Here is a 26,243-nt window from a genome sequence, read left to right on the forward strand (position 1 = left end):
CACCACCGGTCCAGTTCCACCCGCATCGATCCGCAAACCATCCACCTGTACGTAGGGAAGAAAGAGCACGTGAGCAACGAAGCCTATGCCGGCACTGTCCGCCTGACCGTCGCCCAGGCGACGATCCGATTCCTCACCAACCAGTACTCCGAGCGCGACGGCGTCGAGCAGCGCCTCATCGCCGGGGCCTTCGGCATCTTCGGCCACGGCAACGTGGCCGGGATCGGCCAGGCCCTGCTGCAGAACGAGGTCGACCCCGCCCAGGGCGAGGGCGAGATGCCCTACATCATGCCCCGCAACGAGCAGGGCCAGGTCCATGCGGCGGCCGCCTACGCCAAGACCACCAACCGGCTCCAGACCTACATGTGCACCGCCTCGATCGGCCCGGGCAGTCTCAACATGGTCACCGGTGCCGCTCTGGCCACCACCAACCGCCTGCCAGTGCTGCTCTTCCCCTCCGACCAGTTCGCCACCCGGATCCCCGACCCGGTGCTCCAGCAGCTGGAGGACCCCACGACCCTGGACATCACGGTCAATGACGCCTTCCGGCCGGTCTCGCGCTTCTTCGACCGCATCAACCGGCCCGAGCAGCTCATCCCCTCCCTGCTCAATGCCATGAGGGTCCTCACCGACCCGGCCGAGACCGGCGCGGTGACCATCGCCATGCCCCAGGACGTCCAGGCCGAGGCCTTCGACTGGCCCGTCGAGCTCTTCCGCAAGCGCGTGTGGCATGTGCGCCGCCCCGTGCCCGAGCCCGCGGCCCTGGAGCGGGCAGTGGCCATGATCAAGGCGGCCAAGCGCCCGCTCATCATCTCCGGCGGGGGGACCATCTACTCCGAGGCCTCCGAGGAGCTGCGCGCCCTGGCCCAGGCCACGGGCATCCCGGTGGCGGACACCCAGGCCGGCAAGGGCGCCATCAACGCCGATCACCCCTGCGCGGTGGGCGGCGTGGGCTCCACGGGGGGCGACAGCGGCAACCACCTGGCGGACAAGGCCGATCTCATCATCGGCATCGGCACCCGCTACTCTGACTTCACCACCGCCTCGAAGACCCAGTTCAAGAACCCCGACGTTCGCTTCGTCAACATCAATGTCTGCGCCTTCGACGCCGCCAAGGAGAGCGCCGAGATGGTGGTGGCCGACGCCCGCGAGGCCCTGGTGGCACTGGCCGGCGCGCTGGAGGGTCACCGGGTCGAGGAGTCCTACACCGCTGAGATCGCCGCCGAGCGCGAGGCCTGGCTGGCCAGGGTCCAGGAGTGCTACCACCGCGATCACGGCCCGGCCCCGGCCCAGACCGAGGTCTTCGGCGCCCTCAACGAGCTCATGGGGGATGAGGACATCGTCATCAACGCCGCGGGCTCCATGCCCGGTGATCTCCAGGCCCTGTGGCAGGCCCGCACCCCCGTGCAGTACCACGTGGAGTACGCCTTCAGCTGCATGGGCTACGAGGTCCCCGCCGCCATGGGCGTCAAGCTGGCCCGCCCCGACTCCGAGGTCGTGGCCATCGTGGGGGACGGCACCTACCAGATGCTGCCCATGGAGCTGGCCACCGTGGTCCAGGAGGGGATCAAGGTCATCTACGTGCTGCTGCAGAACCACGGCTTCGCCTCCATCGGGGCGCTGTCGGAGTCGCGCGGATCCCAGCGCTTCGGCACCAAGTACCGCCAGCGGGGCACCGGCAGCCACCTGGCCGACGACGAGTTGATCGCGGGCGTGGACATCGCCGCCAATGCGCGGTCCTGGGGCCTTGACGTTCTCGAGGTCCGCACCATTGAGGAGTTCCGTGAGGCCTACAAGAAGGCCGCAGCCAGCGACCGGGCCACGATGATCCACATCGAGACCGACCTCTACGGGCCCAACCCTCCCGGCTCGAGCTGGTGGGATGTCCCGGTCTCGGGGGTCTCCCGCCTGGAGTCCACGCAGAAGGCCTATGAGGACTACGAGCGCGACCGCGCCCCCCAGCGCCACTACCTGTGAGAGCGCCTCTGTGAGGAGGCAGTAGTCAGGCCGGTCAGGCCCCCGCCCAGCTATGGGCGGGGGCCTGACCGGTTGTGGGGGATGGTTGTCGGGGGCGGGGTGGGATTCTCGGTGGGGCGGGGGAGGATTGGACGGTGAATACTTCTGCGCCGGGCGCGGGCGGCGGATAGGCTGAGCCTCGGTGCGCGTGGCACGGGCCCGCGCAGCAGGTGCGAGGAGGCATCATGTCTTTGGCCGTTGGGATTGATGAGATCGAGGCTGCGCGCGCCAGCATGAGCGCCGCAACTGGCGATCAGTTTGCGGATGGTGAGAAGTATGTCGCAGGCACGGGTATCGGAGAATGATCGCAGTGAATGTCGTTGATGCCCGGTGGTTCCGAGGCGGGAAACCACGTCTCATGTGGAGAGTTCTGCTCAGTCTTATCGTCGTGCTGCTTGTGGTGGCGTGCGGGTGTGGGTATGGCCAGAATTAAACAAGATCGTGTGCTGGCGTGATGTTTGGGAGGTGTTCGAAGTCGTAGTCGAAGGTGCGGGTGTTGATGTAGCCCATGAATGCGGTGTAGGTCTCCTCGGGGGTGTCTCTCTGGATGTTCGCGATTGTGCCTTTGGCGGTGTTCCAGACGTGCTCGACCGGATTGTGGTCGGGTGCGTAGGGCGGCAGGTAGATGAGCTTGAGGCTCTCGAGCCGGCCTCCGGGCTGAAGCTGCTCTCTTAGCGCTTTGGCGTGGTGGAACCCGGCATTGTCGAGAACCACGGCGATCTTGTCGTTATCGGTCTCGCGCACCAGGCGAGTCAGGCAGGAGAGGATCTTCTCGGTGTTCTGGTTGCCCTCGATGGGGTAGACCTTGACCTTCTTGGATCTCAGGGACAGTGCGCCGAAGAAGGAGCAGGCGTTGCGGGTGCGGTCCACGTAGATCTTCGTTCGTTTACCCTGGGGCAACCACATGCGGCGGGTCTCAGCCTCGTGCTCCACGCGCACCTCATCGGCCGCGTACACCTCCCACCCGTCGCTCAGGAGGTCTGCGACCTCGTCTTGGATCTGGGCCATCCGCTTGGTGATGGCCTCCTCGTCGCGGCGCTTGTCAAAGGGGTCGGGCAGCTTGAAGCTCATGCCCGCAAAGTGCATGAGCAGCCGGTAGGAGGAGTCCGACTCGTACTCCACGTCGAATCTGGTCCTCACCACGTCAGCCAGGGCGGGAACATCCCAGAAGTCCGCCTTGATGCCGGACTGTGACGGTGGCCGGCTCAGAACCTCTTTGAGCTGCTCCTTCTGCTCGCGGGTGAGCTTGGCCGCATTCTGATTTCCCTTATGACCGGTGACCACCGAATGCAGACGGCTGACACGCCAAGACGCCAACCACTCCTTAACAGTCCTCACCGTGCGCCCCACCATCTCCGCAATGAAATCCAGGTCAACGCCGTGCGAGGCGTAGAGAATAGCCTCAGCTTTCAACCGGATGAGAATGAGGGAGTCACCTCGCTTCTTCCACCTGATAAGGACCTGCTGCTCCTCGTCTGTCACAACCACGTGCATGAAGAAATTCTACAACGAAAGGTGCCGTCATATCCAGCCCAGAAAGCCCCGGAATACGGTTTTGTTTAATTTCGGCCATATGTGTGGTGGACGCGGCCCTCGCTGCGGAGTGTTCCGCTTCCTGAGGGAGTAGAGGCAGGGGCTGATGAATATGTATCTACTGGAGCCATTCCTCCGCTTAAGAATGAGGAAGGGAGGCTGGGGCCGGGTAAGATGTATTCTCGTGGGCATGAGTGGGTAGGGGTGCTTGTGTGGGCGGATGATTACACAGGGGAGAAGGAGTGGTATGAACTACGTCTGGGCGAGAGCGTTCATATCGAAGGTTTGGGGGTGGTGACGCTTCTGGCGGTCAATCCAGGTCCGCTTATCTCTCTTCCCACTGACGAGGCTGGAGGGACTTGGGTTTATTATGTGAATATTGTGTATGATCCCGGCGTGGTTCCGCTTTATCTTGGTGGGATTCCTCCTGCGAGTGTGTCCCCCTCCCCGGAGGCGTCCTCCGTGTCCACTGAAGAAGGATCCTGATGTTGCGGTGGCGCAGCCGAGGCGGCGGCCGCGGTGTGGGGGTCTGAGTCGGAGCTCGCCGAGCAGGTGCGCCAGGCGGTCGGGGTCGATCGGCCCTCCTCGCGACCGGGGGGTCTGCCCGGTGATCCCGGATCGAGGCAGGCGCCTCCGGAGCTCAGGGCGTCGGCGTGGGACATCGGTCCTGCTGGACGCCGTCGGCATCCATGGTCCTCCTGATGCTCCGAGCCTCTCGCCGCCACCTCCCGCACCCGCAGGTGATGGCCGCAGCGGCGCCGACCGTCCACAGGATGCGATGCTCGTCTCGTTGCTCGAATTGTGCTGACAAACTCAGGGTGCTGGGACTAAAGTACGAGATGTCCATACGCCGCCAGCGCGGCGCCTGGGGCGGTGCGGCGCCGTCGGCGCTGGGACTGCCCTTCCGCGGCGACATGCCCGCAACACTGAGGAGTCAAAGACGATGAAGACGCTGTCCCACTGGATCGACGGCAAGTACTACGAGGGCACCCCCATCGGGCGCTTCCCGGTGGAGAACCCCGGCACCGGCGAGGTGGAGAAGGAGCTGCTGCAGGCCTCCGACGCCGACCTCGATCACGCCGTCGAGGTCGCCACCCGCGCCCAGAAGGAGTGGGCCAAGTTCTCCCTGGCCAAGCGCACCGCCATCATGTTCAAGATGCGCGAGCTCGTCCTGGCCCACCAGGACGAGATGGCCCGTCTGATCGTCGAGGAGCACGGCAAGAACTACTCCGACGCGGTCGGCGAGATCCAGCGCGGCCGCGAGACCCTCGACTTCGCCACGGCCATCAACCTGGCCCTCAAGGGCGAGTTCTCCTACGACATCGCCACCGGCGTCGACATCCACACCCTGCGCCAGCCCGTGGGCGTGGTCGCCGGGATCTGCCCCTTCAACTTCCCCACCATGGTGCCCATGTGGATGCACCCGGTGGCCATCGCCACCGGCAACGCCTTCATCCTCAAGCCGGCCTCGGCCACCCCCTCGGCCGCGCTGCTGACCGCCGAGCTCTACAAGGAGGCCGGCCTTCCCGACGGCGTGTTCAACGTCGTCTCCGGCAACCGCACCATGGTCACCAAGGTCCTGGAGCACCCCGGCATCCACGCCATCTCCTTCGTGGGCTCCACCCCGGTGGCCCACATCGTCCAGGACACCGGCGTGTCCCACGGCAAGCGCGTCCAGGCGCTGGGCGGGGCCAACAACCACGCCATCGTCATGCCCGACTCCGACCTCGACTTCGCCGCCCAGCACCTGTCCGCCGCGGCCTTCGGCGCCGCCGGCGAGCGCTGCATGGCCCTTCCGGTGGTCGTGGCCGTGGGCGGCTGCGGACCGGACCTGGCCCAGCGCGTCAAGGCCCACGCCGAGAAGATCAAGGTCGGCTACGGCATGGATGAGGGCGTGGAGATGGGCCCGGTCATCGACGCCAAGTCCAAGGAGTTCATCATCGGCCTCATCAACGAGGGCGAGTCCAAGGGCGGGGAGGTCGTCCTCGACGGGCGCGACCTGGTGATCCCCGGCCACGAGAAGGGGCACTTCGTCGGCCCCACCATCGTGGACAACGTCCCCCTGGACTCCGACCTCTACCGCGAGGAGGTCTTCGGCCCGGTGCTGTCCATCGTGCACGCCGAGACCTACGAGGAGGCCATCGAGATCGTCAACTCCTCGCCCTTCGGCAACGGCTCGGCCATCTTCACCAACGACGGCGGCGTGGCCCGCCGCTTCGAGCTGGACGTCGAGGCCGGCATGGTGGGCATCAACGTGCCCATCCCCACGCCGGTGGCCTACTACTCCTTCGGCGGCTGGAAGGAGTCGCTGCTGGGCGACACCCACATCCACGGCCCCGAGGGCGTGCGCTTCTACACCCGGGCCAAGGCCGTGACCTCCCGCTGGCCCTCGGAGAAGACCTTCGCGGCCACCATGTCATTCCAGCGCGAGGAGTGAGCCGCACTCACGCGCCGTAGGCACGACGGCGCCCTCTCGGGGACGACCAATCCCTGAGAGGGCGCCATCGCGCCCGGGCCTCCGCGCCGCGGGCGCAGACACGCCCCGCTCGCGACGTAAGACGTAATATGTCAGGACGTTCGAGTATGCTACAGTTCCCTAGCCGCATCCCAGAGCGGTGAGATTGCAGGCGAAGATGCCTGTGCTCAACAATCGCGGGAGGCCTTCCCAGGCTTCTCGCCCTGCCCTGAAACGAGGTCACCGATGACCCAGACCGCTGCCTCAGCGATCCGATGCGCCCTGCTGGGCGCAGGACGCATCGGAGTCGGCCATGCCGAGGCACTGGCGCAGATCGATCAGGTCGCGCTGACCGTGGCCGACGCCGATCCCCAGCGCGCCCAGCAGGTGGCCCAGAGCCTTGAGCCGGCCTCGGGGATCACCGTGGCGCACACGACGCCCCAGGAGGTCTTCTCCCGGGCCGAGGACTACGACGCCGTCGTCATCGCCACGCCCACGGCCACCCATGAGGAGCTGGTCCTGGCCTGCGCCCGAGCGGGCCTGCCCTTCTTCTGCGAGAAGCCCCTGGCCTCCGACCTCGCCGGGACCCAGCGCTGCATCGAGGCCGTCGAGCGGGCCGGGATCGCCTCCCAGGTCGGCTTCCAGCGCCGCTTCGATCCCGCCTACACCGAGGCCAGGCGCCGGGTGCAGGCCGGTGAGCTCGGCCAGGTCCACCGCGTGCACATGCTCACCTGCGACCAGTCACCGCCCCCGGAGTCCTTCGTGGCCATGTCCGGCGGGATCTGGCGGGACTGCCTCATCCACGACATCGACGCCCTGCGCTGGGTCACCGGCCGTGAGGTTGAGGAGGTCATGGCCTTCGGCCAGGTGCGCGGCGCCGACTACTTCCGTGCGCACGGTGACATCGATGAGGGCGTGGCCCTCCTGAGGCTCGACGACGGCACCCTGGTCACCGCCCAGACCTCCCGCAACAACGGCCAGGGCTACGACGTGCGGATGGAGATCTCGGGAACCCTCGGCAATGCCACCGTCGGCCTGGAGCCCAAGGTGCCGCTGGTGAGCGTCGAGCCCGGCGCGGACTTCCCGGGCCCCGAGCCCTGGGTCGATTTCATCGCCCGATTCGCCGACTGCTACGGCCGCGAGCTCGCCGCCTTCATCGATGTGGTCGCCGGGCGCGGTACGAGCCGATGCGAGGCCCGCGACGCCATGGAGGCGCTGCGGGTGGCGATCGCCCTGGGCGTCTCGCGCGAGCAGGGCCGGCCGGTGCGGGTCGCCGACATTCAGCCCTGATCAGCAGATCGTGCTCTCAGGGCGATCCTGCCCGGGCGCGTCGAACCACCACTCACAGGAAGGAGAGTATGTGAGATGACGAGTGAGAGTTCAACGGCTCCTCTTCTCCAGGCCGAGGGCATCACCAAGCGCTTCCCCGGCGTCCTCGCGCTAGATGGCGTGCAATTCACCCTGAGGCCGGGGGAGGTGCACTCCCTGGTCGGCGAGAACGGGGCGGGGAAGTCCACCCTCATGAAGGTCCTGGGGGGAATCCATCAGCCGGATGACGGGATCATCCGCCTGGCAGGGGAGGAGACCACCATCAGTGGGCCCCTGGACGCCCAGGCCAAGGGGATCTCCATCATCCACCAGGAGCTCAACCTCATGCCCGACCTCACGGTCGCGCAGAACATCTTCTTCGGCCGCGAGCAGTACAACGGCATCCGCTTCAACCTCTCGCCGTCCAAGATGCGCCAGGCCACCGACGAGCTGCTGGAGCGCGTGGGCCTGCACCTGGACCCCGACGCCAAGGTCGGCGATCTGACCGTGGCGACCCAGCAGATGGTCGAGATCGCCAAGGCGCTGTCCTTCGACGCCAAGATCCTCATCATGGACGAGCCCACCGCGGCCCTGACCGATCGGGAGACCGAGGCCCTGTTCGCCGTCATGGAGGACTTCGTCAAGGAGGACACCGCGATTGTCTACATCTCGCACCGGATGAATGAGATCAAGCGGGTCTCGGACACCATCACGGTCATGCGGGACGGGCAGTGGATCGCCACCTCCCCGGCCCAGGACCTGAGCATCGACGACATCATCGAGCAGATGGTGGGCCGGCGCATCGAGTCCAACCTGCGCCCCGAGCCCCTGGAGGGGGAGCGCGAGACGGTCCTGCGGGTGGAGGGCCTGTCCACCAAGGACCTGCTCAAGGGGGTCTCCTTCGACCTGCGCCGCGGAGAGATCCTCGGATTCGCCGGCCTCGTGGGGGCCGGGCGCACCGAGACCGCCCGGGCCCTCATCGGCGCGGACCCCCACACCTCGGGACGGATCGAGGTCGAGGGCAAGGAGGTTCGCATCGCCACGCCCGAGCAGGCGGTCAAGCACTCCATCGCCTACCTGTCCGAGGACCGCAAGCGCTACGGGCTCCTGCTGGACAAGGACCTGGTGGAGAACACGGCACTGCCCTCCTACCGGACCTGGTCCCGCGGAATCATCGTCGATGACTCCAAGGCCGCCAGCACCACCGAGACCTACGTGGGCCGCCTGCGGGTCAAGACGCCCTCCATCCAGCAGCTGGCCCGCAACCTCTCGGGTGGGAACCAGCAGAAGGTCGTCATCGGCAAATGGCTGGCCCGGGACTGCGACATCCTCATCTTCGATGAGCCGACGCGCGGCATCGACGTCGGCGCGAAGGACGAGATCTACGACCTGCTCAACGCCCTGGCGGCCCAGGGCAAGTCCATCATCGTCATCTCCTCCGAGATCCCTGAGGTCCTGCGCCTCGCCCACCGGATCGTGGTCATGTGGGAGGGCCGGGTCACCGGCACTCTCATGAACGAGGAGGCAACCCAGAACTCGATCATGGCCCTGGCCACCGGCCAGGCCGCGCAGACAAAGGAGTCCAAGTGAGCACCCCCGCAACCGTCGAGGCCCCGGCGCCCGTCTCGAAGACCAAGAAGGGGGTGAAGACCGGGTTCCTCCAGCGCCACTCCTCCCAGGTGCTCGTGGTGGTCTCCGAGCTCATCCTCATCATCGCCTTCTCGATCGCCAGCCCCTACTTCCTCCAGGTCTCGAACTTCTCGGCGCTCCTGCTGGACGCCTCGGTCTACGTGCTGCTCGCACTGGGCCTGACCTTCGTCATCGCCACCGGGGGCATCGACCTGACGCCCGGATTCGGCATCGCCTTCACCGGGGTGTGCCTGGCCGTGGTCATGAAGTGGGCGGCCGGCGCCGGCATGGGCACGCCGATGGTCATCCTCCTGGGAGTCCTGGCGGGCCTGGCGGCCGGGGCCACGATGGGCTGCATCAACGGGATCCTGGTGGCCTATCTGAGGATGCAGCCGATGATCGCCACCCTGGCCATGATGCTCGTGGCCTGGGGCATGGCCATGGTCATCTCCGGGACCTCGGCGATCCCGCTGTCGGAGTTCGGCACCTTCCTGCGACTGGGGCAGGGCAAGACGATGGGGATCACCAACGCCGTCTTCCTCCTGGCCATCGCCGCCACCATCGCCTGGTACCTGCTCAACCGCACCCTCATCGGCCGCTACGCCCTGGCCATCGGCTCCAATGAGGAGGCCACGCGCCTGTCGGGCGTCAACGTGCGGCGCTGGAAGTTCTACGTCTACACGCTGGGCGGCACCTTCACCGGAATGGCCGGTGTCCTCATGGCCTCGCGACTGGCCTCCGGCAAGCCCGACGTGGGCCAGTCCTACGAGATGTACGCCATCGCCGCGGCGGTGCTCGGCGGCGCCTCGCTGCTGGGCGGGCGGGCCTCGGTGGTCGGCTCGGTCGTGGGGGCCATCGTCATCGCCACCATCCGCAACGGAGCGGTGCTCATGTCCATCCCCGACCAGTGGCAGAAGGTGCTCCTGGGCATCGTCGTGCTGGCCGCGGTCTACCTCGACACCCGCCGCCAGAAGAAGTGACTCCGGGCCGCCGAGCGGCTCATCCCACCCGGGCCCAAGGACGGGCCGACCATCCCACCGCACAAGGAGAACACAGATGAACCTCACCCGACGCCACGCCCTCGCCGCTGGCATGACCCTCGTCCCCCTGGCCGGGCTCGCCGCCTGCGGCCGCTCCGGGGGCGGCGGGGACTCCAAGAGCATCGCCGTCATCGCCAAGGGCTACGCCAGCCCCTTCTGGGCGACGGTCAAGGCCGGCGCCGAGGCGGCCGGCAAGGAGCTCAAGGTCTCGGTGACCTTCAACGGCCCCGACACCGAGACCGATGTGCCCCGCCAGAACGACCAGCTCCAGCAGGCCCTGGTCAAGCGGCCCTCCGCGCTGGTCTTCGCGGCACTGGACTCCGATGCCCAGGGCACGGTGCTCCAGCAGTTCGCCGACGAGTCCATTCCCGTGGTCGCCTTCGACTCCGGCGTCCCGGGCTCGGACATCCCGGTGTCCACCGTGGCCACGGACAACAAGGCCGCCGCGGCCGAGGCCGCCAAGCACCTCTCCGAGCTCCTGGGCGCCAAGGGCAAGGTCGCGATCATCTGCCACTCCCAGACCTCCCTGACCGGGCAGGACCGCGAGAACGGCTTCCGCGAGTGGATCACCGCCAACGCCCCGGGGATCACCATCGTCGACGTCCAGTACAACAACTCCGACCAGGCCGTGGCTCAGCAGCACGCCTCGGCGATCATCCAGGCCAACGCCGATCTGGCGGGGATCTTCGCCACCGACGACGACGGCGCCGTCGCCGCGGCCCAGGCCGTCCAGACCGCCGGCGCCAGCGCCAAGGTGGTCGGCTTCGACTCCGGCAAGCCCCAGATGGACCTCATCACCTCCGGGGCCATCGCCGGCTCGGTGACTCAGAACCCCTACCAGATGGGCTACCAGGCCGTTCAGACCGCCTTGAAGGTGGTCAACGGCGAGAGCGTGGAGAAGTTCATCGACTCGGGCTACTTCTGGTACGACGCCACCAACATGGAGGACGAGGACATCCAGCAGGCCGTCTACGAGTGAGCCTCATGGCATGAGCCCGTCCGCGCACGGGCCTGAGCTGACCGGCCCCATCACCTCACGGTGATGGGGCCGGTTCTCGCGCGGGGGCGAGTCCACAGGGCCCTGCGCAAGGTCTGATGACTTTGTGCTGTCAAAGTCTGGTGCGAGCTCGGATCGGTGAGGTACGCTGGTCTCGCATCCGAAACGATTCGGATGATGCTCGATCGAGGAGAAGACAATGACGTCCAAGGCTGTCAACACCAACGATCCCAAGTACTCCAAGCTCACCATCGGCGTGTGCCCCGACCAGTGGGGCGTGTGGTTCCCCGAGGACCCCAAGCAGATGGACCCCCGCCAGGCCTGGGAGGAGATGGCCGAGGCCGGCTTCGAGGTCATCGAGACCGGCCCCTTCGGCTACTTCCCCACCGACCCCAAGGAGCTCCAGAAGTGGTGCGATGAGTTCGGCATGCGGGTCGTGGCCGGCACCGGCTGGGGCATCCTGCACAAGCAGGAGGCCTGGGAGGAGACCCTGAGGACCTTCCGCGCCATCGCCGAGACCCACGCCGCCGTCGGCGCGGAGTACATCGTCCACCTGCCCCCGCTCTACCGCGATGACAAGACCTGGGAGTGGACCGATGACCGCGTCCTGTCCGATGAGGCCTGGAAGCTCTACGTCGAGCATGCCAATGCGCTGGGCCAGATGCTCCTGGACGACTACGGCCTGAAGATGGTCCTCCACCCCCACGGCGACTCCCACATCGAGACCCCCGAGGAGATCGCCCGCATCTTCGAGGCCACCGATCCGGCCTACGTCAACCTGTGCCTGGACTCGGGCCACGTGGTCTACGGCGGCGGCGACCCCGTTGAGCTGTGCAGGAAGTACCCCGAGCGCATCACCTACGTCCACATCAAGGCCTTCGACGAGGACATCACCCGCGAGGCCCATGAGAAGGACTGGCCCTTCGGCGAGGCCGTGACCAAGGGGGCCTCGGTCTGCCCGCCCGCCGGCCTGCCCGAGATGCACGAGTTCGTCGACGCCCTGGCCGCTCTGGACAAGCCGATCTACGCGATCTGCGAGCAGGACTGCTACCCCTGCGACCCCTCGTTCCCCAAGCAGAACGCCATCAACATGCGCACCTACCTGGCCGAGTGCGGCCTGGGACTGGCCTGAGCGGCCCCGCGCAACGGAAAGCCACGACACCCACGAGGAGAAGACCATGACTGTACGCATTGGACTCATCGGCGCCGGGGGCATGGGCCGCGCCCATGTCGAGCGCATTGAGACAGAGCTGGCCGGCGGGCGCATCGTCGCCGTCGCCGATCTCAACCTGGAGGGCGCCAAGGAGGTGGCCGAGCCCCTGGGCGCCAAGGCCTACGGCACGGGCGCCGAGCTGATCGCCGATGAGGAGGTCGACGCCGTTCTCATCGCCACCTTCGGCAAGGTTCACGCCCCCGACGTCATCGCCGCCATCGAGGCCGGCAAGTACGTGCTGTGCGAGAAGCCGCTGGCCACGACGCCCCAGGACTGCATCGCCATCCTCGAGGCCGAGCAGAGGGCCGGCAAGAAGCTGGTCACTGTGGGCTTCATGCGCCGCTTCGACGCCGGCTACCAGGAGATGCGCGCCGCGCTGGAGGGCGGAGAGCTGGGCTACGCCACCCTGGTGCACTGCCGCCACCGCAACCCCTCGGTGCCGGAGGGCTATGTCACCCGCAACATGATCGATGACACCGCCATCCACGAGATCGACATCTGCCGCTACCTGCTGGGCGAGGAGATCGTCTCGGTGCGCGTGGACACCCCGCGCTCGACCTCGCGCCGCTTCGAGCACCTGACCGACCCCCTGGTCCTGGTGGCCACCACCGAGTCGGGCGTGCTGATCGACGACGAGATCAACGTCAACATCCAGTTCGGCTACTCCATCGAGTGCGAGCTGGTCATGGAGGCCGGCACCATTCGCCTGGGCGACCAGAACAGGACGGTCACCCGTGACTCCCTGGGCAATCGCAACCCGATCTGCCGCAGTCACATCGACCGCTTCCACGACGCCTTCAACCAGGAGGTCCAGCAGTGGATCCGGGCCGTGGAGCGCGATGAGCACACCGGATCGACCGCCTGGGACGGCTACGCCGCCACCTGCGTGGTCGACGCCGGCCTGGAGTCCCTGGACAACGGTGGCAAGGAGGTCGCCGTCTCCATGATCGCCAAGCCCGAGTTCTACGCCTGAGCGATCCCGTCGGCCGGGGCGGCGCCTCGCCGCGCGCGTCGCGCTCCGCGGGCCCCGCCCCGGCCGTTCCCACCCATCGTCTGAAAACGCCCCTGAGACTTTTTTGTCATGACAGGATCATGACAAGTGACGCAGTCGTCATCCCGAGAGGAGACCGCAATGGTCGATATCGCCCTTGACCCCAACATGTACTACCGGAGCATGTCCACGGTGGACACGCTGCGCAAGGCGGCTGAGCTGGGCTTTGAGCATGTGGAGCTCTCGCCCAATGCCGACTTCCACCTGTGGCATCACCGCCCCGCAGCCGATGACGCCTTCGTCGCCGAGCTGCTCCAGGCCTCCAAGGACACCGGGGTGCGGGTGCGCACCCTCAATCCCGTGTTCAACTGGGCCTCGCCCATCGAGGAGGACCGCCAGGCCCAGGTGCGCAACTGGCGCCGCCTGCTGGAGCTGGCCGACCAGCTCGACGTCCGCGAGATCACCTCGGAGTTCTCCGGTGACCGCAACCAGGCCCGCCGCAGCCAGGAGCAGTGGTTCCGCTCCATTGAGGAGCTCACCGATGACTTCGAGCGCTACGGCATCCGCCTGAACATGGAGGCCCACCCCTACGACTTCGTCGAGCTGCACGACGAGGCCCTGCGCCTGGTCCGGGCGGTCAACAAGGATTGGATCGGCTACGAGTTCTGCTGCCCGCACGCCTTCCACCTCTCCGACGGGGCCGGGGACGTCGAGCGCATGATCCGCAGCGCCCACGAGGCCGGCAAGCTGCGCGAGGTGCACATGGCCGACGTCTTCAACCACCGCGCCAATGACGGCAACCGCTACATCATCAACCCGCCCGGCGCCGATGTCACCGTCCACCAGCACAACGAGATCGGCAATGGGGAGGTCGACTGGGAGACCGTCTTCGCCACCCTGCGAGACATCTCCTTCGACGGCGTCATCTCCGTATGCGTCTTCGGCTGGCACGAGCGGGCCGATGAGATCAATCGGCGCATGCTCGAGCGCATCACCCAGGGCCTGGGCCTCTAGAGCCCCGCAGCCCTTCCCTCAGTCGCGGCCCGCTGAGCGGCTCGCACACCCGTGGATGCCGCCCGCGTGCCGCGACTGAGACCTGTCCGTCCCAAGGTCGATCGGCTCCAGCGCTGTGGAGCCGGTGCTGGCAGATACGACCTGAGCAGCGCCCCTTTCACGAATCCGCCAGCGACGGCGGAGCACACAAGGAGAATCAATGTCTGACACATCTTCGTCCGCGGTGGACTACTCGCCGCAGAAGATCCAGGAGTTGGTGGACCAAACCCCAGCGTCGGGGAAGAAGCGTTCTCTCGGGCTGATCGCCCTGGTCGCCACCCTGGGATCCCTGCTCTTCGGCTATGACACCGGCGTCATCTCGGGGGCACTGCCCTACATGTACCTGCCGCATGACGCCCATGGCCTGGCCCTGACGCCCTTCGAGGAGGGGTGGATCGGCGGGCTGCTGTGCCTGGGGGCGGCCCTTGGCGCCTCTGTGGGAGGCTACTTGTCCGACAAGTACGGACGCCGCCATAACATCACCTTGCTGGCCCTCGTCTTCTTCCTGGGCGCTGTGGGCTGCGCGTTGGCGCCCAACATCTGGCTGCTCTACGTATGCCGCGTCATCCTGGGCTTCGCCGTGGGCGGGGCCTCGGTGACCGTCCCGGTCTTCCTGGGTGAGACCGCTCCCAAGCGCATCCGCGGAACCCTGGTGGCCGTGGACCAGATGATGATCGTCTTCGGCCAGTTCCTCGCCTTCGCGATGAATGCCTGGATCGCCAGTCACCGCGGTGGGCCCGAGGTGGAGCTGGGCGGCAATGTCGTCAACTCCAAGGGGGAGATCATCGCCAGGGCGGGGGAGTCCGTCCAGTGGGAGACGGTGAAGAACTTCGCGGTGATCGCCGTCGACGGAAACGGCAGCACGTGGCGCTGGATGCTCATCCTGGCCTCCCTGCCCGCCATCGCCCTGTGGATCGGCATCCGCCTCATGCCCGAGTCCTCCCGCTGGCATGTGGCCAACGGTCAGATCGTCGAGGCCATCGGTGCTCTCAAGCGCGTGCGCGACGAGTCCAAGGACGGCCCCATGGCTGACGAGATCAACGAGATGCTCGAGGTCCAGCGCGCTGAGGAGAACCAGGAGAAATGGGAGCTGGGCAGGATCTGGAGCACCAGGTGGACCAGGCGCCTGCTCATCATCGGCATCATCCTGGGCCTGGCTGACCAGTTCACCGGAATCAACACCGCCATGTACTACACGCCCAAGGTGCTCAACGCCGCAGGCCTGCCCATGAGCGACTCGATCAGTCTCAATGTGGTCTCCGGATTCGTCTCCTTCGTGGGCTCGGCCGTCGGCCTGTGGCTGGTCACCAAGTTCGCCCGACGGCACGTGGGCATCTACCAGGAGGCCTCCATCGTGGTGTCCCTGAGCGTGCTGGCAGCGGTGTTCTTCTTCTTCATCCAGCCCTATCAGGATGACGAGGGCAATATCGCTGGTGCTCCGAGTTTCGCGCCCTACCTGGTGCTGATCATCATCAGTATCTTCGTCTTCGCCAAGCAGTCCGGAACGGTGACCTGGGTGCTCCTCGCTGAGATCTTCCCCATGCAGATGCGGGCCACCGGTATGGGACTGGCCGTTGGAACCCTGTGGATTGCCAACGGCATTGTGGCGGCGGTCTTCCCGAGCATGATGGAGTTCATGGGCGGTGCGCTGACCTACATCATCTTCGCCGGCATCAACTTCCTCTCGCTCATCTTCTACATGAAGTTCGTCCCCGAGACGAAGTACCACTCCCTGGAGGAGCTCGAGGTCCGCTTCGAGAAGGAGTACAGCTGAGACGCTGAGCCCGTGGTGCGGGGCACTGCACACCACGGCAACTCTTCTGACCTGCCGCCCATGAGATCCACGGCGCCCGGGCCGTGAATCCGCCCCGGCCGCGCACCTCCCTGAGGTCGCGCAGTGGGCATGGGCGGCAGGTCTCGTCCTGGGCGCCCTCGACGGCGCTGTGGTCGGGGAAGCGCCTCATGTCTGCCCAAGCCCTGGCAGGAGGGATCTCGGGACCTTGTTCCCTCCTGTTTGTCATGACAAAGCACGTACTCTGAGAGTGCGACGAGGCGAGATGACACGACAGGCGCCGTCGCCCCACATGCTTGATCCATTGAGAGGAACCCACCATGACAAGCGATGAGACCACTCAGATCCCCCCGACCATGCAGGCGGCGGTCCTGCGCGACCACAAGACGGGCCTTCAGATCGAGACCCTGCGAACCCCCCGGCCCAAGAGCGGTGAGGTCCTCATCAAGGTGGCGGCCTGCGGGCTGTGCCACTCCGACCTCCACGTCATCGGGGGCGCCATCGCCTTCCCCCTGCCGGCGGTGCTCGGCCACGAGGTCTCCGGGACCATCGTCGAGCTGGGCCCCGGCAACGAGCACTCCGGGCTGGAGGTGGGCCAGAGCGTGGCCGGAGGCTTCCTCATGCCCTGCGGCCAGTGCGATGCCTGCGCGGCGGGCCGCGATGAGCTGTGCGGGCCCTTCTTCGAGCTCAACCGGCTCAAGGGCCTTCTCTATGACGGCACCACGCGCCTGGCCACCACTGAGGGCGAGCCCGTGGCCATGTACTCCATGGGCGGACTGGCCCAGTACGCCGTCGTGCCCTCGACCTCGGTGACGCCGGTGCCCGAGTCCATCGACATGGTGCCCGCCGCCATCCTGGGCTGCGCCGCCATGACCGCCTACGGCGCGGTGCGCCGCGGGGCGGATCTGCGCTACGGGGAGACCGTGGCGGTGGTGGCCACCGGCGGCGTGGGCACCAATATCGTCCAGGTCGCCCGGGCCTTCGGGGCCCGACAGGTCATCGCCATCGACGTCGACGACGACAAGCTCGCCCCCATGTTCGACTACGGGGCCACCGCCGTGGTCAACTCGTCTACCCACGACGCCCGCGAGGAGGTCTTCCGGCTCACCGGGGGCAAGGGCGTGGACGTCTCCTTCGAGGCTCTGGGCATCCCGGCCACCTGGACCACCGCCCTGGACGTCCTGGCCGACGGCGGGCGCATGGTGCCCATCGGACTGGGGGCCGGCGTCCAGACCGCCGGGGTGGAGATCAACCGCACGGTGCGCCGCTCGCAGTCCATTCTGGGCTCCTACGGGGCGCGCACTCGCCAGGACCTTCCCGCCGTGGTCGACCTGGCCGCCCAGGGGGTCATCAACTACCGCGACGTCGTCTCCCGCCGCTTCCCCCTCCAGGAGGCGAGGCTCGGCTACGAGGCCCTTCACAACCGCGAGGTCCAGGGCCGTGCCGTGGTGGACATGTCGCTGTGACGGCTTGCGGCGCGGTTCCAGGGCTGGGGCGCCCGCCCTGGAGCCGCCCGGCCGTTGATGGCGGACGACGACGACGCCCGGTGGTGCCGCCGGCGGCGGGCGCGCCCGGGTGGGCGGCGTGAGGGGCTGTCTCAGACGGTCATCATGTTGGCACCGGTGTAGATGGCGATGCCCGCGGTGATGGCGCCCAGCACCGCGGAGGCGAACAGGAGGGTCGGAATCGCGGTGACGGCTCCGACGACGCCCAGGATCATGACGGCGACCATCATCGTGACCATGGTCGCGGCGAAGGGCAGGCGGGTGGCCTCGGCGACGGCCGGGGCGGCGACGGGCACGGTGGTCGGCACGGCTCCGGGAACGGCGCCGCTGGCGGCGGTGGGAGCCTGGTCGGTGCGCTCGATGAGGGTGGTGGTCATGCGAGTGATCCTCTCGGTGATGGTGCCGAGCAGGTCCGTCGGGTTCGCCGTGCGTCCCTGCACGGCGGCGTGCAGCCTTGGTGTGGCTGGGCGGAGGGTCCTCCGTCGACAACAACTCTACGGCTTTACCTCTGGATGTATCCAGACCCATAAGAGTGACTTGTCTTGCGTTCCTCGGTGCCACTCCGCCGCGCCCGAGGCCGCTCCCGCCCGCCATGGCGACGCTCTGCCCGGGCGAGCAGCACCCCGTCAAGGAGGGACGGTGGTGGCAGGGGCGCGCGGTCCCTACCGGGGCGCCTCGGGCCGGCGGGGTTGCGCCCGGCTATCCTGAGCCGGTGACGACCAGCCACCCCGCTCCTGCCAGCTCTCACCGCGATTCCGCGTCGACGGCCTCCCGCACCGGCCCCGTCCTCGTCGTGGACTTCGGTGCCCAGTACGCCCAGCTCATCGCGCGCCGTGTGCGCGAGGCCGGCGTCTACTCCGAGATCGTGCCCCACACGATGAGCGCCCAGGCCCTGCTCGCCAAGGAGCCGGCCGCCATCATCCTGTCGGGAGGGCCGTCGTCGGTCTACGCCGAGGGCGCCCCGGGGATGGATGCGGGCCTGTTCGAGGCCGATGTGCCGGTCCTGGGCATCTGCTACGGCTTCCAGATCATGGCCCAGGCCCTGGGCGGGACCGTGGGGCGCACCGGGACGCGCGAGTACGGGAACACCCAGGCGCGGGTGGAGGCCGGCTGCGGGCTGTTCACCGGGACGCCGGCGCAGCAGGCGGTGTGGATGAGCCACGGCGACGCCGTCCAGGCGGCCCCAACCGGATTCGTCGTGACCGCCTCGACCGAGCAGACCCCGGTGGCGGCCTTCGAGGACCGCGCCCGGCGCCTCTACGGCCTGCAGTGGCACCCCGAGGTCCTCCACTCCGAGCACGGCCAGGCCGCCCTGGTCAACTTCCTGCGCCATGAGGCCGGGATCGCCGCCGACTGGACGCCGGGCAGCATCATCGACGAGCAGGTCGCCCGCATCCGCGAGCAGGTGGGCGACGCCCATGTCATCTGCGGGCTGAGCGGGGGAGTGGACTCCTCGGTGGCCGCGGCCCTCGTCCACCGGGCCGTGGGCGACCAGCTCACCTGCATCTTCGTGGACCACGGGCTGCTGCGCGCCGGGGAGCGCGAGCAGGTCGAGACCGATTACGCCGAGGGCATGGGCATTCGCGTCATCGCCGTCGACGAGACCGATCGCTTCCTGGGGGCGCTGGCCGGGGTCACCGAGCCGGAGGCCAAGCGCAAGATCATCGGCCGGGAGTTCATCCGCTCCTTCGAGGCCGCCCAGCGCCGCGTCGTTGAGGAGGTGGGGGCCGCCGGTGGCGAGATCCGCTTCCTGGTCCAGGGCACGCTCTACCCCGACGTCGTGGAGTCCGGCGGTGGGGATGGCGCCGCGAACATCAAGAGCCACCACAATGTGGGCGGCCTGCCCGAGGACCTCGACTTCGAGCTCATCGAGCCGCTGCGCGAGCTGTTCAAGGATGAGGTGCGCGCCATCGGCCGCGAGCTGGGCGTGCCCGAGAAGATCGTGGCCCGCCAGCCCTTCCCCGGCCCGGGCCTGGGCATTCGGGTGATCGGCGAGGTGACGGCGGAGAACCTGCGCATCCTGCGGGCCGCCGATGCCATCGCCCGCGAGGAACTGAGTGCTGCCGGGCTCGACGCCGAGATCTGGCAGTGCCCCGTGGTGCTGCTGGCCGATGTGCGCTCCGTGGGCGTCCAGGGCGACGGGCGCACCTACGGCCACCCCGTGGTGCTGCGGCCCGTCAGCAGTGAGGACGCCATGACGGCCGACTGGACGCGTCTGCCCTATGACGTGCTCGCCCGCATCTCCACGCGCATCACCAATACCGTTCCCGAGGTCAACCGCGTGGTGCTCGACTGCACCTCCAAGCCTCCGGGCACCATCGAGTGGGAGTGAGCCGCTGAGGCGGCAAAGAGATAGCGGCCAGACGGCTCAGGACGAAGACCCGCCGCGAGGAACGGGTCGACGACGGCGGCTGGCCTGTCTCCGTGGCGGTGCGCGTCGACCGCATTGCCTCCCCTCGGTGAGATTGGCAGTAGGGTCGGGCAGGACCGCACTCGACGATGAAGGAGACCGCAGTGGACCTCACCTCCAACCAGCGCCCCGCCGACATGGAGCGCATCACCACCCCCGAACTGGCGGACGCCTTCATCGCCGAGGCCACCCGGGCCGTGCGCGCGCAGGTCGGCAACGGCACGGTCCTGCTGGCCCTGTCCGGCGGCGTCGACTCCTCCGTCGTCGCCGCCCTGCTCATCGAGGCGATCGGCAAGCAGTTGGTCAGCGTCCACGTCAATCACGGCCTCATGCGCAAGGGTGAATCCGAGCAGGTCGTCGAGGTCTTCCGCGATCGCCTGGGCTCCAATCTCGTCTACGTCGACGCCTCAGATCGCTTCCTCCGCTTGCTGGAGGGCGTCACCGATCCTGAGGCCAAGCGCAAGCTCATCGGGGCCGAGTTCATCAACGTCTTCGCCGAGGAGGCGGCGAAGCTCGACGGTGTGGGCTTCCTGGGGCAGGGCACCATCTACCCCGACATCCTCGAGTCGGATAAGGGCGTCAAGGCTCACCACAATGTGGGCGGACTGCCCGAGGACATGGACTTCGAGTTGGTTGAGCCCGTCAAGCTGCTGTTCAAGGACGAGGTGCGCGTCGTCGGCAAGCGGCTCGGCCTGCCGGAGTCCATGGTCGAGCGCCAGCCCTTCCCCGGCCCGGGGCTCGGGGTGCGCTGCCTGGGCGCCATCACCCGCGACCGGCTGGAGGCGCTGCGCGAGGCCGACGCCGTCGTCCGCGAGGAGATCGAGGCAGCAGGCCAGGACATTTGGCAGTACTTCTGCGTCGTGCCGGACATGCGCGCCACTGGTGTGCGCGACGGCGAGCGCGCTTTCGACTGGCCCGTCATCATCCGCTGCGTCAACACGGTTGACGCCATGACGGCGGAGGTGCCCGAGCTGGGCTGGCCGCTCATGAAGCGGATCACCGCCCGTATCCTGGCTGAGGTCCCCGGCGTGTGTCGCGTGGCCTACGACCTCACCCCCAAGCCCGTGGGCACCATCGAGTGGGAATGATGCTCTGAAGGAGGCGTGCATGCTCGGCGTCCCCGAGACCTCGTCCGGGTCCGTGCTGCTGGATCGACTGCGGGCGGAAAAGGCGCAGGGAATCAAGGGTGGGATCTACTACCGCCTTCAGATCGACCTCACCTACTCCTCAAACCGCATTGAGGGGAGCCGGCTCTCCGAGGAGCAGACCCGTCTCATCTTCGAGACCCGCACGCTCGATGCCTCTGGCGGCCCCGTGCGCGTCGACGACGTCGTGGAGACTTCCAACCACTTCCGTGCCGTCGACGCCGTCATCGACCACGCGGGTGAGCCACTCGACCAGGAAGCGCTCAAGCGCCTTCACGGCCTGCTCAAGGCCGCCACCGCAGATGCCGGCAAGGAGTGGTTCGCCGTCGGCGCTTACAAGCGGGTCCCGAACGAGGCCGGTGGCCAGACCACGACGGCGCCCGAGGATGTCGATGACGAGATCGCGACGATACTGATCGGGTACGAGCCGGAGCGCCCCCACACGCTGGAGGAGATCGTCGACATGCACGTGCGCTTCGAGCGCATTCACCCTTGTCAGGACGGTAATGGGCGGGTCGGGAGACTAGTCATGCTGAGGGAGTGTCTGGCCAGCGATGTCGTCCCCTTTGTCATCACCGACGATATGAAGGCCTTCTACTACCGGGGTCTGCGTGAATGGGACTCGCATCCGGGATTCCTCCTGGAGACCTGCCGTGCCGCGCAGGACCGTTTTATGCAGTATCTCGACTACTTCCGCATCCCCTACGCCGGAGGAGCTTATCGAGTACAGCGCCCCCTTGATGTCCAGAGGCGTCCACATGACCGAGGATGAGGCCATCTCCTGTATGGCTGCTGTTCTGCCCGGCCTCAAGAGGTGGAGGGATCAGAAGGACCAGGGGGACTGAGCCGGGCTCACTGCCGGGGGCGAGCAGCGCGACTCCAGGAGAGACTTCGGCCCGCCGGCGGCTTGTCCAAACCCGGTGGCGTTGGGGAGAACCGGTCACCCGCGCCACCGGGTTGCGTGAAGGCGCTACAGGTGGCGCCTGCGAGGCGCTGCTTGGGCCCGCCACAGGCAGCGCGAGTCGGGCGTTCCGCCTGCGGGGCCCGGGACGGGTCAGGCTCGGTGCCGCTGTTGTGTTGACGCGCCAGCCGGGCGCAGTGGACGATAGCGCCCGGCGGGCCACCCCGCTCAGGACCAGGAGGAGCCGTGGCGATCCACCCCAGCAGGCGCTTCAAAGCGCTGGCCCGGGCTGTCGCCGTTGTCGGCGCGCTCAGCGCGCTCGCACTCCTGATCAACGCCCTGACACTGGCCAGCCCGCTTGTCGAGATGCTCGCCGAGACCGCACTGCTCTTCGTGGGCAATATGGTGGTTGCGCTGCCCGGCCGCCAGTTCATGCGGGGCCTTGTCGTGCACACCGAGGCCCGCCGGACGGTCGCCACCAGTGCCTTCGTCGTCGTCGCCGTTGCCGTGCTCCTTGCGGACTACCTGATGGTCAGCGTCATCACCAACGGCACAACCAGCCCTTTGGCCACAGTCGTGACGACCATCATCGCCGCAGGAGTCTGGCTCACCGCCTACGCCGTCGCCTGGAAGCCCTTCCTGGAGCAGCCCGAGAACCGCTACGTCACCGCGCTCGTGTCCCTGCTGCTCGTGTGCGTCTCCACGGGGCTGCTGTTCGGGAGCATGGTGCTGGCGGCCGTGGTGGAGAGCACGGGCCGGGTCGTCGAGTTCGCTCGGTTCTCGCTCGCCTGCGTCTCGTTCGCGTCGGCCGCCTCGTCCTTCTCGGTGCAGTGGGACTCACGCGCCTCAGGCCTCCAGCGTCAGCAGCAGGAGAGTCTTGGGGGAAGGACCGTGGCAGTCAGGGAGTTCAGGCCGGGGGCCGACCTGGCCGATGCGGAGGCGCTCGCCTCCGCGGGCCTGAGGCTCGACCGGTTCTCGAGGAACGCCCTGGAGTCCTGGGCGTATGGGCGTGACGTCCTGTGCGAGGCGATCGCCCGCTCCACGCACCTGTACGGCGCCTACCACGCCGGTAGGCTCGTCGGCTTCGCCCTGGCGGACCGGCACGGAGGGACTCGGCCCTACGCCAGGTCCCGCTTCGCCCTGTATCACCGGGCGTTCACGCTCCTTGAGCGGGTCTTTCAGCGCGGAGGCGGCGACGACAGGTACCTGGCGATGAGAGAGCACTTGGTCTCCCGACTCGACCCCGCCCCTGATGCCGAGATCATCCTTCTCGTGACGGAGCCCGAGGTCACGGGCAAGGGTATCGGCAGCAGACTGCTCGACGCGGTGGAGTCGGACCTCGCGGGGCAGCGGGTCTTCCTGTACACCGACGAAGCGGATAATCACGAGTTCTTCGCCAACCGCGGGTACAGGCTCGCGGCACGTGAGACCCTGATCGAGGAGGACGCCGACGGCGAGACCGACACCGTCTGCGTGGTGCTCGTCAGGACGTTGCCGGACCGGCCGGACCAGAAGGCTCCCGGCACCACTCGGCACCCTCACTGAGGGCAGAGCCGGCTCGCCATCCTCTTCTTCTCAAGGCGAAGCATTCGCGCCGGGGGCTGTGGGAGACCAGGCCGTGAGGGTGGTGTGTTCGGGTCGGGGTGCCCCTGGTGGAAGAACTCGACCACGTGGAAGCCGCAGCGGTTGACGTAGAAGTGGACGTTGCGCTCGTCTGCGTAGGGCGTGATGGTCTCCCAGACCTCGACGCTCGGGTAGCGGGCCTCGATGGTCTGCCAGATCGCCTGACCCAGGCCGCGGCTCTGCACGCCGTGCCTGACGTAGAGCAGGTCGAGGCGGCCATGGCCATCAGCGGGGTCGATGATGACCACCGCGCCCCCGACGACATCGTCGTCCACGACTGCGGCCAGGGCGACGGCGCCGGCGGCCGCGAGCGATTCGTCGACGTCCTCCTCAGGCAGGACCTCACCGTGCTCGCCCACGCCGTCGGGAGCGCCGAGCCGGAACGCCTCCTGCATCTGCCTCTTGAAGGCGACGAGGTCGCCCTCCTCAACCGGTACAAGAGCGACGGTCATGGTCACTGTCCTTTCAGCTCTGCAGGCGATCCGTCGATCATAGAGCAGGGCGCTGAGCTCCGGTCGAGGTCAGGGTTGGGGTAGCGCCAGGCCGACGAGGCTGCAAGAGGAGTGGTGCCAGTGCCCCGCGCTCGGCGGCTGACAAGCGGGTCCCTGTCCAGCTCCGCCGGGACGGTGCCATGGGCCGTCATGCAGGGTCGCATGCCCGGTTGAGGACATCTGATGCAGATTGGTCATCGTGTCTTGGCCAATCTAGAACATGGTGGGATCGTTGTGTGATGACCAAGCAGTACAACGTGACTGAGGCCAAAGCACGTCTCTCCGATCTCCTGAAAAGGGTGGAGCGCGGCGAGGAGGTCATGATCGCGAGGGCGGGCAAGCCTGTTGCCCGGCTCCTGGGGACCGCGGGCCGCGGGATCGGCCGCGACGCACTCGACCGGCCTCTCGGGCTCGGTGACATCTGATGAACCGTTGCGAGCCCCACCTCTGCCGGGGCTGTGAGGGCGAGCAACCGGTCGCCACATGCCCGGTTGGAGCGGCGCCACATGCCCGGTTGGAGCGGCGCCACATGCCCGGTTAGAATGGCGCCAGTTGCCGTACTGGCAGCGCGCGACAAGGGCGGAAGAAGGGGCCTGTGGAGCAAGAGGGCTATCTGCCGAGGGTTGTGGATCGACTTGTCGACGATGTTCTCGGCTACTCGGGTGGCATCCTTATCGAGGGCGTCCGCGCCTGTGGGAAGACCATGACCGGACGTCAGCACGCCTTGTCCGAGGTTGCGCTGGACTCCGGGCTGCCGCAGCTGCGGGCTGCCCTGGACGTTGATCCCTCGCTGCTCCTCGCTGGCGATGCGCCGCGCCTCATCGACGAGTGGCAGGTCGAGCCCTCGCTGTGGAACCTCGTGCGCAGGGAGATTGACGCGCGTCGTCGCACGGGGCAATTCATCCTCACAGGGTCGTCCGTCCCTGCTGAGGATGCTGCGCGGCACTCCGGCGCGCACCGGATCTCACGGATCCGAATGCGACCCATGACCCTGTTCGAGCGCGGCCGGGGGGACGGCAGCGTCTCTCTGGAGAGCTTGTTCGATGGCGAGGTCCCGACGCCGGTGCTCGGTGCGGGCGTCGGCGTGCGGGATGCCCTGTATGACCTGGTGCATGGAGGGTGGCCCGCAGATCTCGACCTGACCGCCGCTCAGGCGCAGCGCCGTCTGCGCGACTATGTTGAGGACGTTGTCAGTATCGATATCGGTCGCCTGGACGGTGAACCGCGGCGAGATCCCGTGCGCATGCGAGCCCTGATGCGCTCCCTGGCTCGGCACATCGCAACAGAGGCGTCTTTCAGCACCATTGTCAAGGATGTGGCTGGACGGTCCTTGAGCGCGGAAACCGCTATCGCCTATGTGGGGGCGCTCAGGCGCCTCTTCATCATCGAGGAGCAGCCTGCCTGGGCGCCGCATCTGCGGTCCCGGTACGCGGTGCGCACCTCATCCAAGCTGCACTTCGTCGACCCTGCGATCGCGGCGGCCGTGACGGCGACGTCATCGGAGCGCCTCATGCAGGACCTGGAAACCGCTGGTTTGTGGTTCGAGTCCCAGGCAGTGCAGCATCTGCGGATCTTCTCCGAGATGTGCGGCGGCCGCCTCTACCACTACCGGGACAAGGCGGGCAGGGAGGCTGACGCCATCGTGGAGCTTGATGACGGGCGCTGGGCCGCTTTCGAGGTCAAACTGGGGCAGCGCCAGATCCCTGCAGCGCAGGCCTCTCTCGCCGCCCTGGTGGCAGACATCGATACTGCGCGGACCCCTCCTCCAGTGTTCACAGCCGTCATCACCGCCGACGGCCCCGTCATGCCGCTGCCCGACGGCGCCATCACCTTCCCCCTCAACGCGCTGGGGCCGTGAGGAGGGGCGAGGGCAGCGGGGGAGGCCTGAGCCCCTGCCCGATGTCCGACGGGGTAGGAGGGTGGGTGGCATGCCGTCCGAACTCGGGAGTGGAAGCGGTCCGAACTCGGGAGTGGAAACGGTCCAAAGTTGGGAACGCTGCTGGTGGGAGGGCAGATGAGTTACCTGGATCGACTCGTCGATCCCGTGCTCGGCGCGACGACGGCGTCCTCGTGGTCCCGCTGGCGTGCCTGAGGCCCTGACCGCTGCGCGCGCAAGGCCGGGGCCGATGCCATCAGGCGCC

The 26,243-nt window shown here is 67.5% G+C and carries 20 protein-coding genes; 17 read left to right on the forward strand and 3 right to left on the reverse strand.

Annotated elements, in window-relative coordinates; all coding sequences use genetic code 11:
- The first annotated feature begins 69 nt into the window (after positions 1 to 69).
- Positions 70 to 1,977 (forward strand): 3D-(3,5/4)-trihydroxycyclohexane-1,2-dione acylhydrolase (decyclizing), encoded by a 1,908-nt coding sequence (gene iolD, locus EL266_RS05610; protein WP_026428085.1) that lies wholly within the window; start codon positions 70 to 72, stop codon positions 1,975 to 1,977.
- A gap of 468 nt (positions 1,978 to 2,445) precedes the next feature.
- Here iolD and EL266_RS05615 read toward each other — a convergent pair whose 3' ends face one another.
- Positions 2,446 to 3,510 carry an IS630 family transposase gene (locus EL266_RS05615; RefSeq protein WP_126412021.1) on the reverse strand — a complete coding sequence of 355 codons (1,065 nt, stop codon included), beginning with the start codon at positions 3,508 to 3,510 and terminating at the stop codon, positions 2,446 to 2,448.
- A 982-nt stretch (positions 3,511 to 4,492) separates the two neighbouring features.
- Here EL266_RS05615 and EL266_RS05620 point away from each other — a divergent pair.
- The 10 genes from EL266_RS05620 (at position 4,493) to EL266_RS05665 (ending at position 17,493) form a co-directional block, all read left to right on the forward strand.
- The gene (locus EL266_RS05620) at positions 4,493 to 5,986 is read left to right on the forward strand and encodes a CoA-acylating methylmalonate-semialdehyde dehydrogenase (protein ID WP_026426876.1); all 1,494 of its coding nucleotides are present in this window, start codon (positions 4,493 to 4,495) and stop codon (positions 5,984 to 5,986) included.
- 264 nt (positions 5,987 to 6,250) lie between these two features.
- The gene (locus EL266_RS05625) at positions 6,251 to 7,294 is read left to right on the forward strand and encodes a Gfo/Idh/MocA family protein (protein ID WP_211227932.1); all 1,044 of its coding nucleotides are present in this window, start codon (positions 6,251 to 6,253) and stop codon (positions 7,292 to 7,294) included.
- 75 nt (positions 7,295 to 7,369) lie between these two features.
- Entirely contained in the window at positions 7,370 to 8,902 is a 1,533-nt protein-coding gene (locus EL266_RS05630) for a sugar ABC transporter ATP-binding protein (protein WP_026426874.1), read from the forward strand.
- A complete protein-coding gene (locus EL266_RS05635) occupies positions 8,899 to 9,921 on the forward strand; it encodes an ABC transporter permease (RefSeq protein ID WP_051281107.1) in 1,023 nt (340 codons plus the stop codon). Before EL266_RS05630 ends, EL266_RS05635 begins: the two co-directional genes overlap by 4 nt.
- A gap of 76 nt (positions 9,922 to 9,997) precedes the next feature.
- The gene (locus tag EL266_RS05640; protein WP_026426872.1) at positions 9,998 to 10,960 is read left to right on the forward strand and encodes an ABC transporter substrate-binding protein; all 963 of its coding nucleotides are present in this window, start codon (positions 9,998 to 10,000) and stop codon (positions 10,958 to 10,960) included.
- Positions 10,961 to 11,177: 217 nt separating this feature from the next.
- Complete coding sequence (locus EL266_RS05645) at positions 11,178 to 12,110, forward strand: sugar phosphate isomerase/epimerase family protein (RefSeq protein ID WP_026426871.1); 933 nt, start codon at positions 11,178 to 11,180, stop codon at positions 12,108 to 12,110.
- Positions 12,111 to 12,156: 46 nt separating this feature from the next.
- Positions 12,157 to 13,164, forward strand: a complete 1,008-nt coding sequence (locus tag EL266_RS05650; protein WP_026426870.1) for a Gfo/Idh/MocA family protein — start codon at positions 12,157 to 12,159, stop codon at positions 13,162 to 13,164.
- 159 nt (positions 13,165 to 13,323) lie between these two features.
- Positions 13,324 to 14,196 (forward strand): sugar phosphate isomerase/epimerase family protein, encoded by an 873-nt coding sequence (locus EL266_RS05655; protein ID WP_026426869.1) that lies wholly within the window; start codon positions 13,324 to 13,326, stop codon positions 14,194 to 14,196.
- 199 nt (positions 14,197 to 14,395) lie between these two features.
- On the forward strand, positions 14,396 to 16,009 hold the full coding sequence (locus EL266_RS05660) for an MFS transporter (RefSeq protein ID WP_026426868.1): 1,614 nt from the start codon (positions 14,396 to 14,398) through the stop codon (positions 16,007 to 16,009).
- 338 nt (positions 16,010 to 16,347) lie between these two features.
- Positions 16,348 to 17,493 carry a zinc-binding dehydrogenase gene (locus EL266_RS05665; protein WP_026426867.1) on the forward strand — a complete coding sequence of 382 codons (1,146 nt, stop codon included), beginning with the start codon at positions 16,348 to 16,350 and terminating at the stop codon, positions 17,491 to 17,493.
- Between the two features lie 131 nt (positions 17,494 to 17,624).
- Here the strand turns inward: EL266_RS05665 and EL266_RS05670 are convergent, their stop codons facing one another.
- Positions 17,625 to 17,909, reverse strand: a complete 285-nt coding sequence (locus tag EL266_RS05670; protein WP_034514855.1) for a hypothetical protein — start codon at positions 17,907 to 17,909, stop codon at positions 17,625 to 17,627.
- A 416-nt stretch (positions 17,910 to 18,325) separates the two neighbouring features.
- Here EL266_RS05670 and guaA (EL266_RS05675) point away from each other — a divergent pair, with 416 nt between their 5' ends.
- From guaA (EL266_RS05675) to EL266_RS05690, 4 genes are all read left to right on the forward strand, one after another.
- Positions 18,326 to 19,864 carry a glutamine-hydrolyzing GMP synthase gene (guaA, locus tag EL266_RS05675; RefSeq protein WP_051281115.1) on the forward strand — a complete coding sequence of 513 codons (1,539 nt, stop codon included), beginning with the start codon at positions 18,326 to 18,328 and terminating at the stop codon, positions 19,862 to 19,864.
- Between the two features lie 167 nt (positions 19,865 to 20,031).
- Positions 20,032 to 21,030 carry a glutamine-hydrolyzing GMP synthase gene (gene guaA / locus EL266_RS05680; RefSeq protein ID WP_084500669.1) on the forward strand — a complete coding sequence of 333 codons (999 nt, stop codon included), beginning with the start codon at positions 20,032 to 20,034 and terminating at the stop codon, positions 21,028 to 21,030.
- 19 nt (positions 21,031 to 21,049) lie between these two features.
- Positions 21,050 to 21,859, forward strand: coding sequence for a Fic family protein (locus tag EL266_RS05685; protein ID WP_084500667.1), 810 nt, complete (start codon positions 21,050 to 21,052; stop codon positions 21,857 to 21,859).
- Positions 21,860 to 22,234: 375 nt separating this feature from the next.
- The gene (locus tag EL266_RS05690) at positions 22,235 to 23,533 is read left to right on the forward strand and encodes a GNAT family N-acetyltransferase (RefSeq protein WP_026426864.1); all 1,299 of its coding nucleotides are present in this window, start codon (positions 22,235 to 22,237) and stop codon (positions 23,531 to 23,533) included.
- On the opposite strand, the gene EL266_RS05695 is transcribed toward EL266_RS05690, so the two are convergent.
- A complete protein-coding gene (locus tag EL266_RS05695) occupies positions 23,527 to 24,063 on the reverse strand; it encodes a GNAT family N-acetyltransferase (RefSeq protein ID WP_051281105.1) in 537 nt (178 codons plus the stop codon). The two genes, EL266_RS05690 and EL266_RS05695, sit on opposite strands and share 7 nt — an antisense overlap.
- Before the next feature lie 278 nt (positions 24,064 to 24,341).
- Between EL266_RS05695 and EL266_RS05700 the strand changes: the two genes are divergently transcribed.
- Positions 24,342 to 24,527, forward strand: a complete 186-nt coding sequence (locus EL266_RS05700; RefSeq protein ID WP_026426863.1) for a type II toxin-antitoxin system Phd/YefM family antitoxin — start codon at positions 24,342 to 24,344, stop codon at positions 24,525 to 24,527.
- Positions 24,528 to 24,727: 200 nt separating this feature from the next.
- A complete protein-coding gene (locus EL266_RS05705; RefSeq protein WP_269471450.1) occupies positions 24,728 to 25,960 on the forward strand; it encodes an ATP-binding protein in 1,233 nt (410 codons plus the stop codon).
- Positions 25,961 to 26,243 lie beyond the last annotated feature (283 nt).

The organism is Actinomyces slackii (genome assembly GCF_900637295.1).
GTDB classification, from domain to species: domain Bacteria; phylum Actinomycetota; class Actinomycetes; order Actinomycetales; family Actinomycetaceae; genus Actinomyces; species Actinomyces slackii.

Bases quoted from the DNA above. Each gene is read 5' to 3' on its own strand.
- EL266_RS05615 (WP_126412021.1), bottom strand. From the start codon at position 3,510: ATGCACGTGGTTGTGACAGACGAGGAGCAGCAGGTCCTTATCAGGTGG.
- EL266_RS05620 (WP_026426876.1), top strand. From the start codon at position 4,493: ATGAAGACGCTGTCCCACTGGATCGACGGCAAGTACTACGAGGGCACC.
- EL266_RS05625 (WP_211227932.1), top strand. From the start codon at position 6,251: ATGACCCAGACCGCTGCCTCAGCGATCCGATGCGCCCTGCTGGGCGCA.
- EL266_RS05630 (WP_026426874.1), top strand. From the start codon at position 7,370: ATGACGAGTGAGAGTTCAACGGCTCCTCTTCTCCAGGCCGAGGGCATC.
- EL266_RS05640 (WP_026426872.1), top strand. From the start codon at position 9,998: ATGAACCTCACCCGACGCCACGCCCTCGCCGCTGGCATGACCCTCGTC.
- EL266_RS05645 (WP_026426871.1), top strand. From the start codon at position 11,178: ATGACGTCCAAGGCTGTCAACACCAACGATCCCAAGTACTCCAAGCTC.
- EL266_RS05650 (WP_026426870.1), top strand. From the start codon at position 12,157: ATGACTGTACGCATTGGACTCATCGGCGCCGGGGGCATGGGCCGCGCC.
- EL266_RS05655 (WP_026426869.1), top strand. From the start codon at position 13,324: ATGGTCGATATCGCCCTTGACCCCAACATGTACTACCGGAGCATGTCC.
- EL266_RS05660 (WP_026426868.1), top strand. From the start codon at position 14,396: ATGTCTGACACATCTTCGTCCGCGGTGGACTACTCGCCGCAGAAGATC.
- EL266_RS05665 (WP_026426867.1), top strand. From the start codon at position 16,348: ATGACAAGCGATGAGACCACTCAGATCCCCCCGACCATGCAGGCGGCG.
- EL266_RS05670 (WP_034514855.1), bottom strand. From the start codon at position 17,909: ATGACCACCACCCTCATCGAGCGCACCGACCAGGCTCCCACCGCCGCC.
- guaA (WP_084500669.1), top strand. From the start codon at position 20,032: ATGAAGGAGACCGCAGTGGACCTCACCTCCAACCAGCGCCCCGCCGAC.
- EL266_RS05685 (WP_084500667.1), top strand. From the start codon at position 21,050: ATGCTCGGCGTCCCCGAGACCTCGTCCGGGTCCGTGCTGCTGGATCGA.
- EL266_RS05695 (WP_051281105.1), bottom strand. From the start codon at position 24,063: ATGACCGTCGCTCTTGTACCGGTTGAGGAGGGCGACCTCGTCGCCTTC.
- EL266_RS05700 (WP_026426863.1), top strand. From the start codon at position 24,342: ATGACCAAGCAGTACAACGTGACTGAGGCCAAAGCACGTCTCTCCGAT.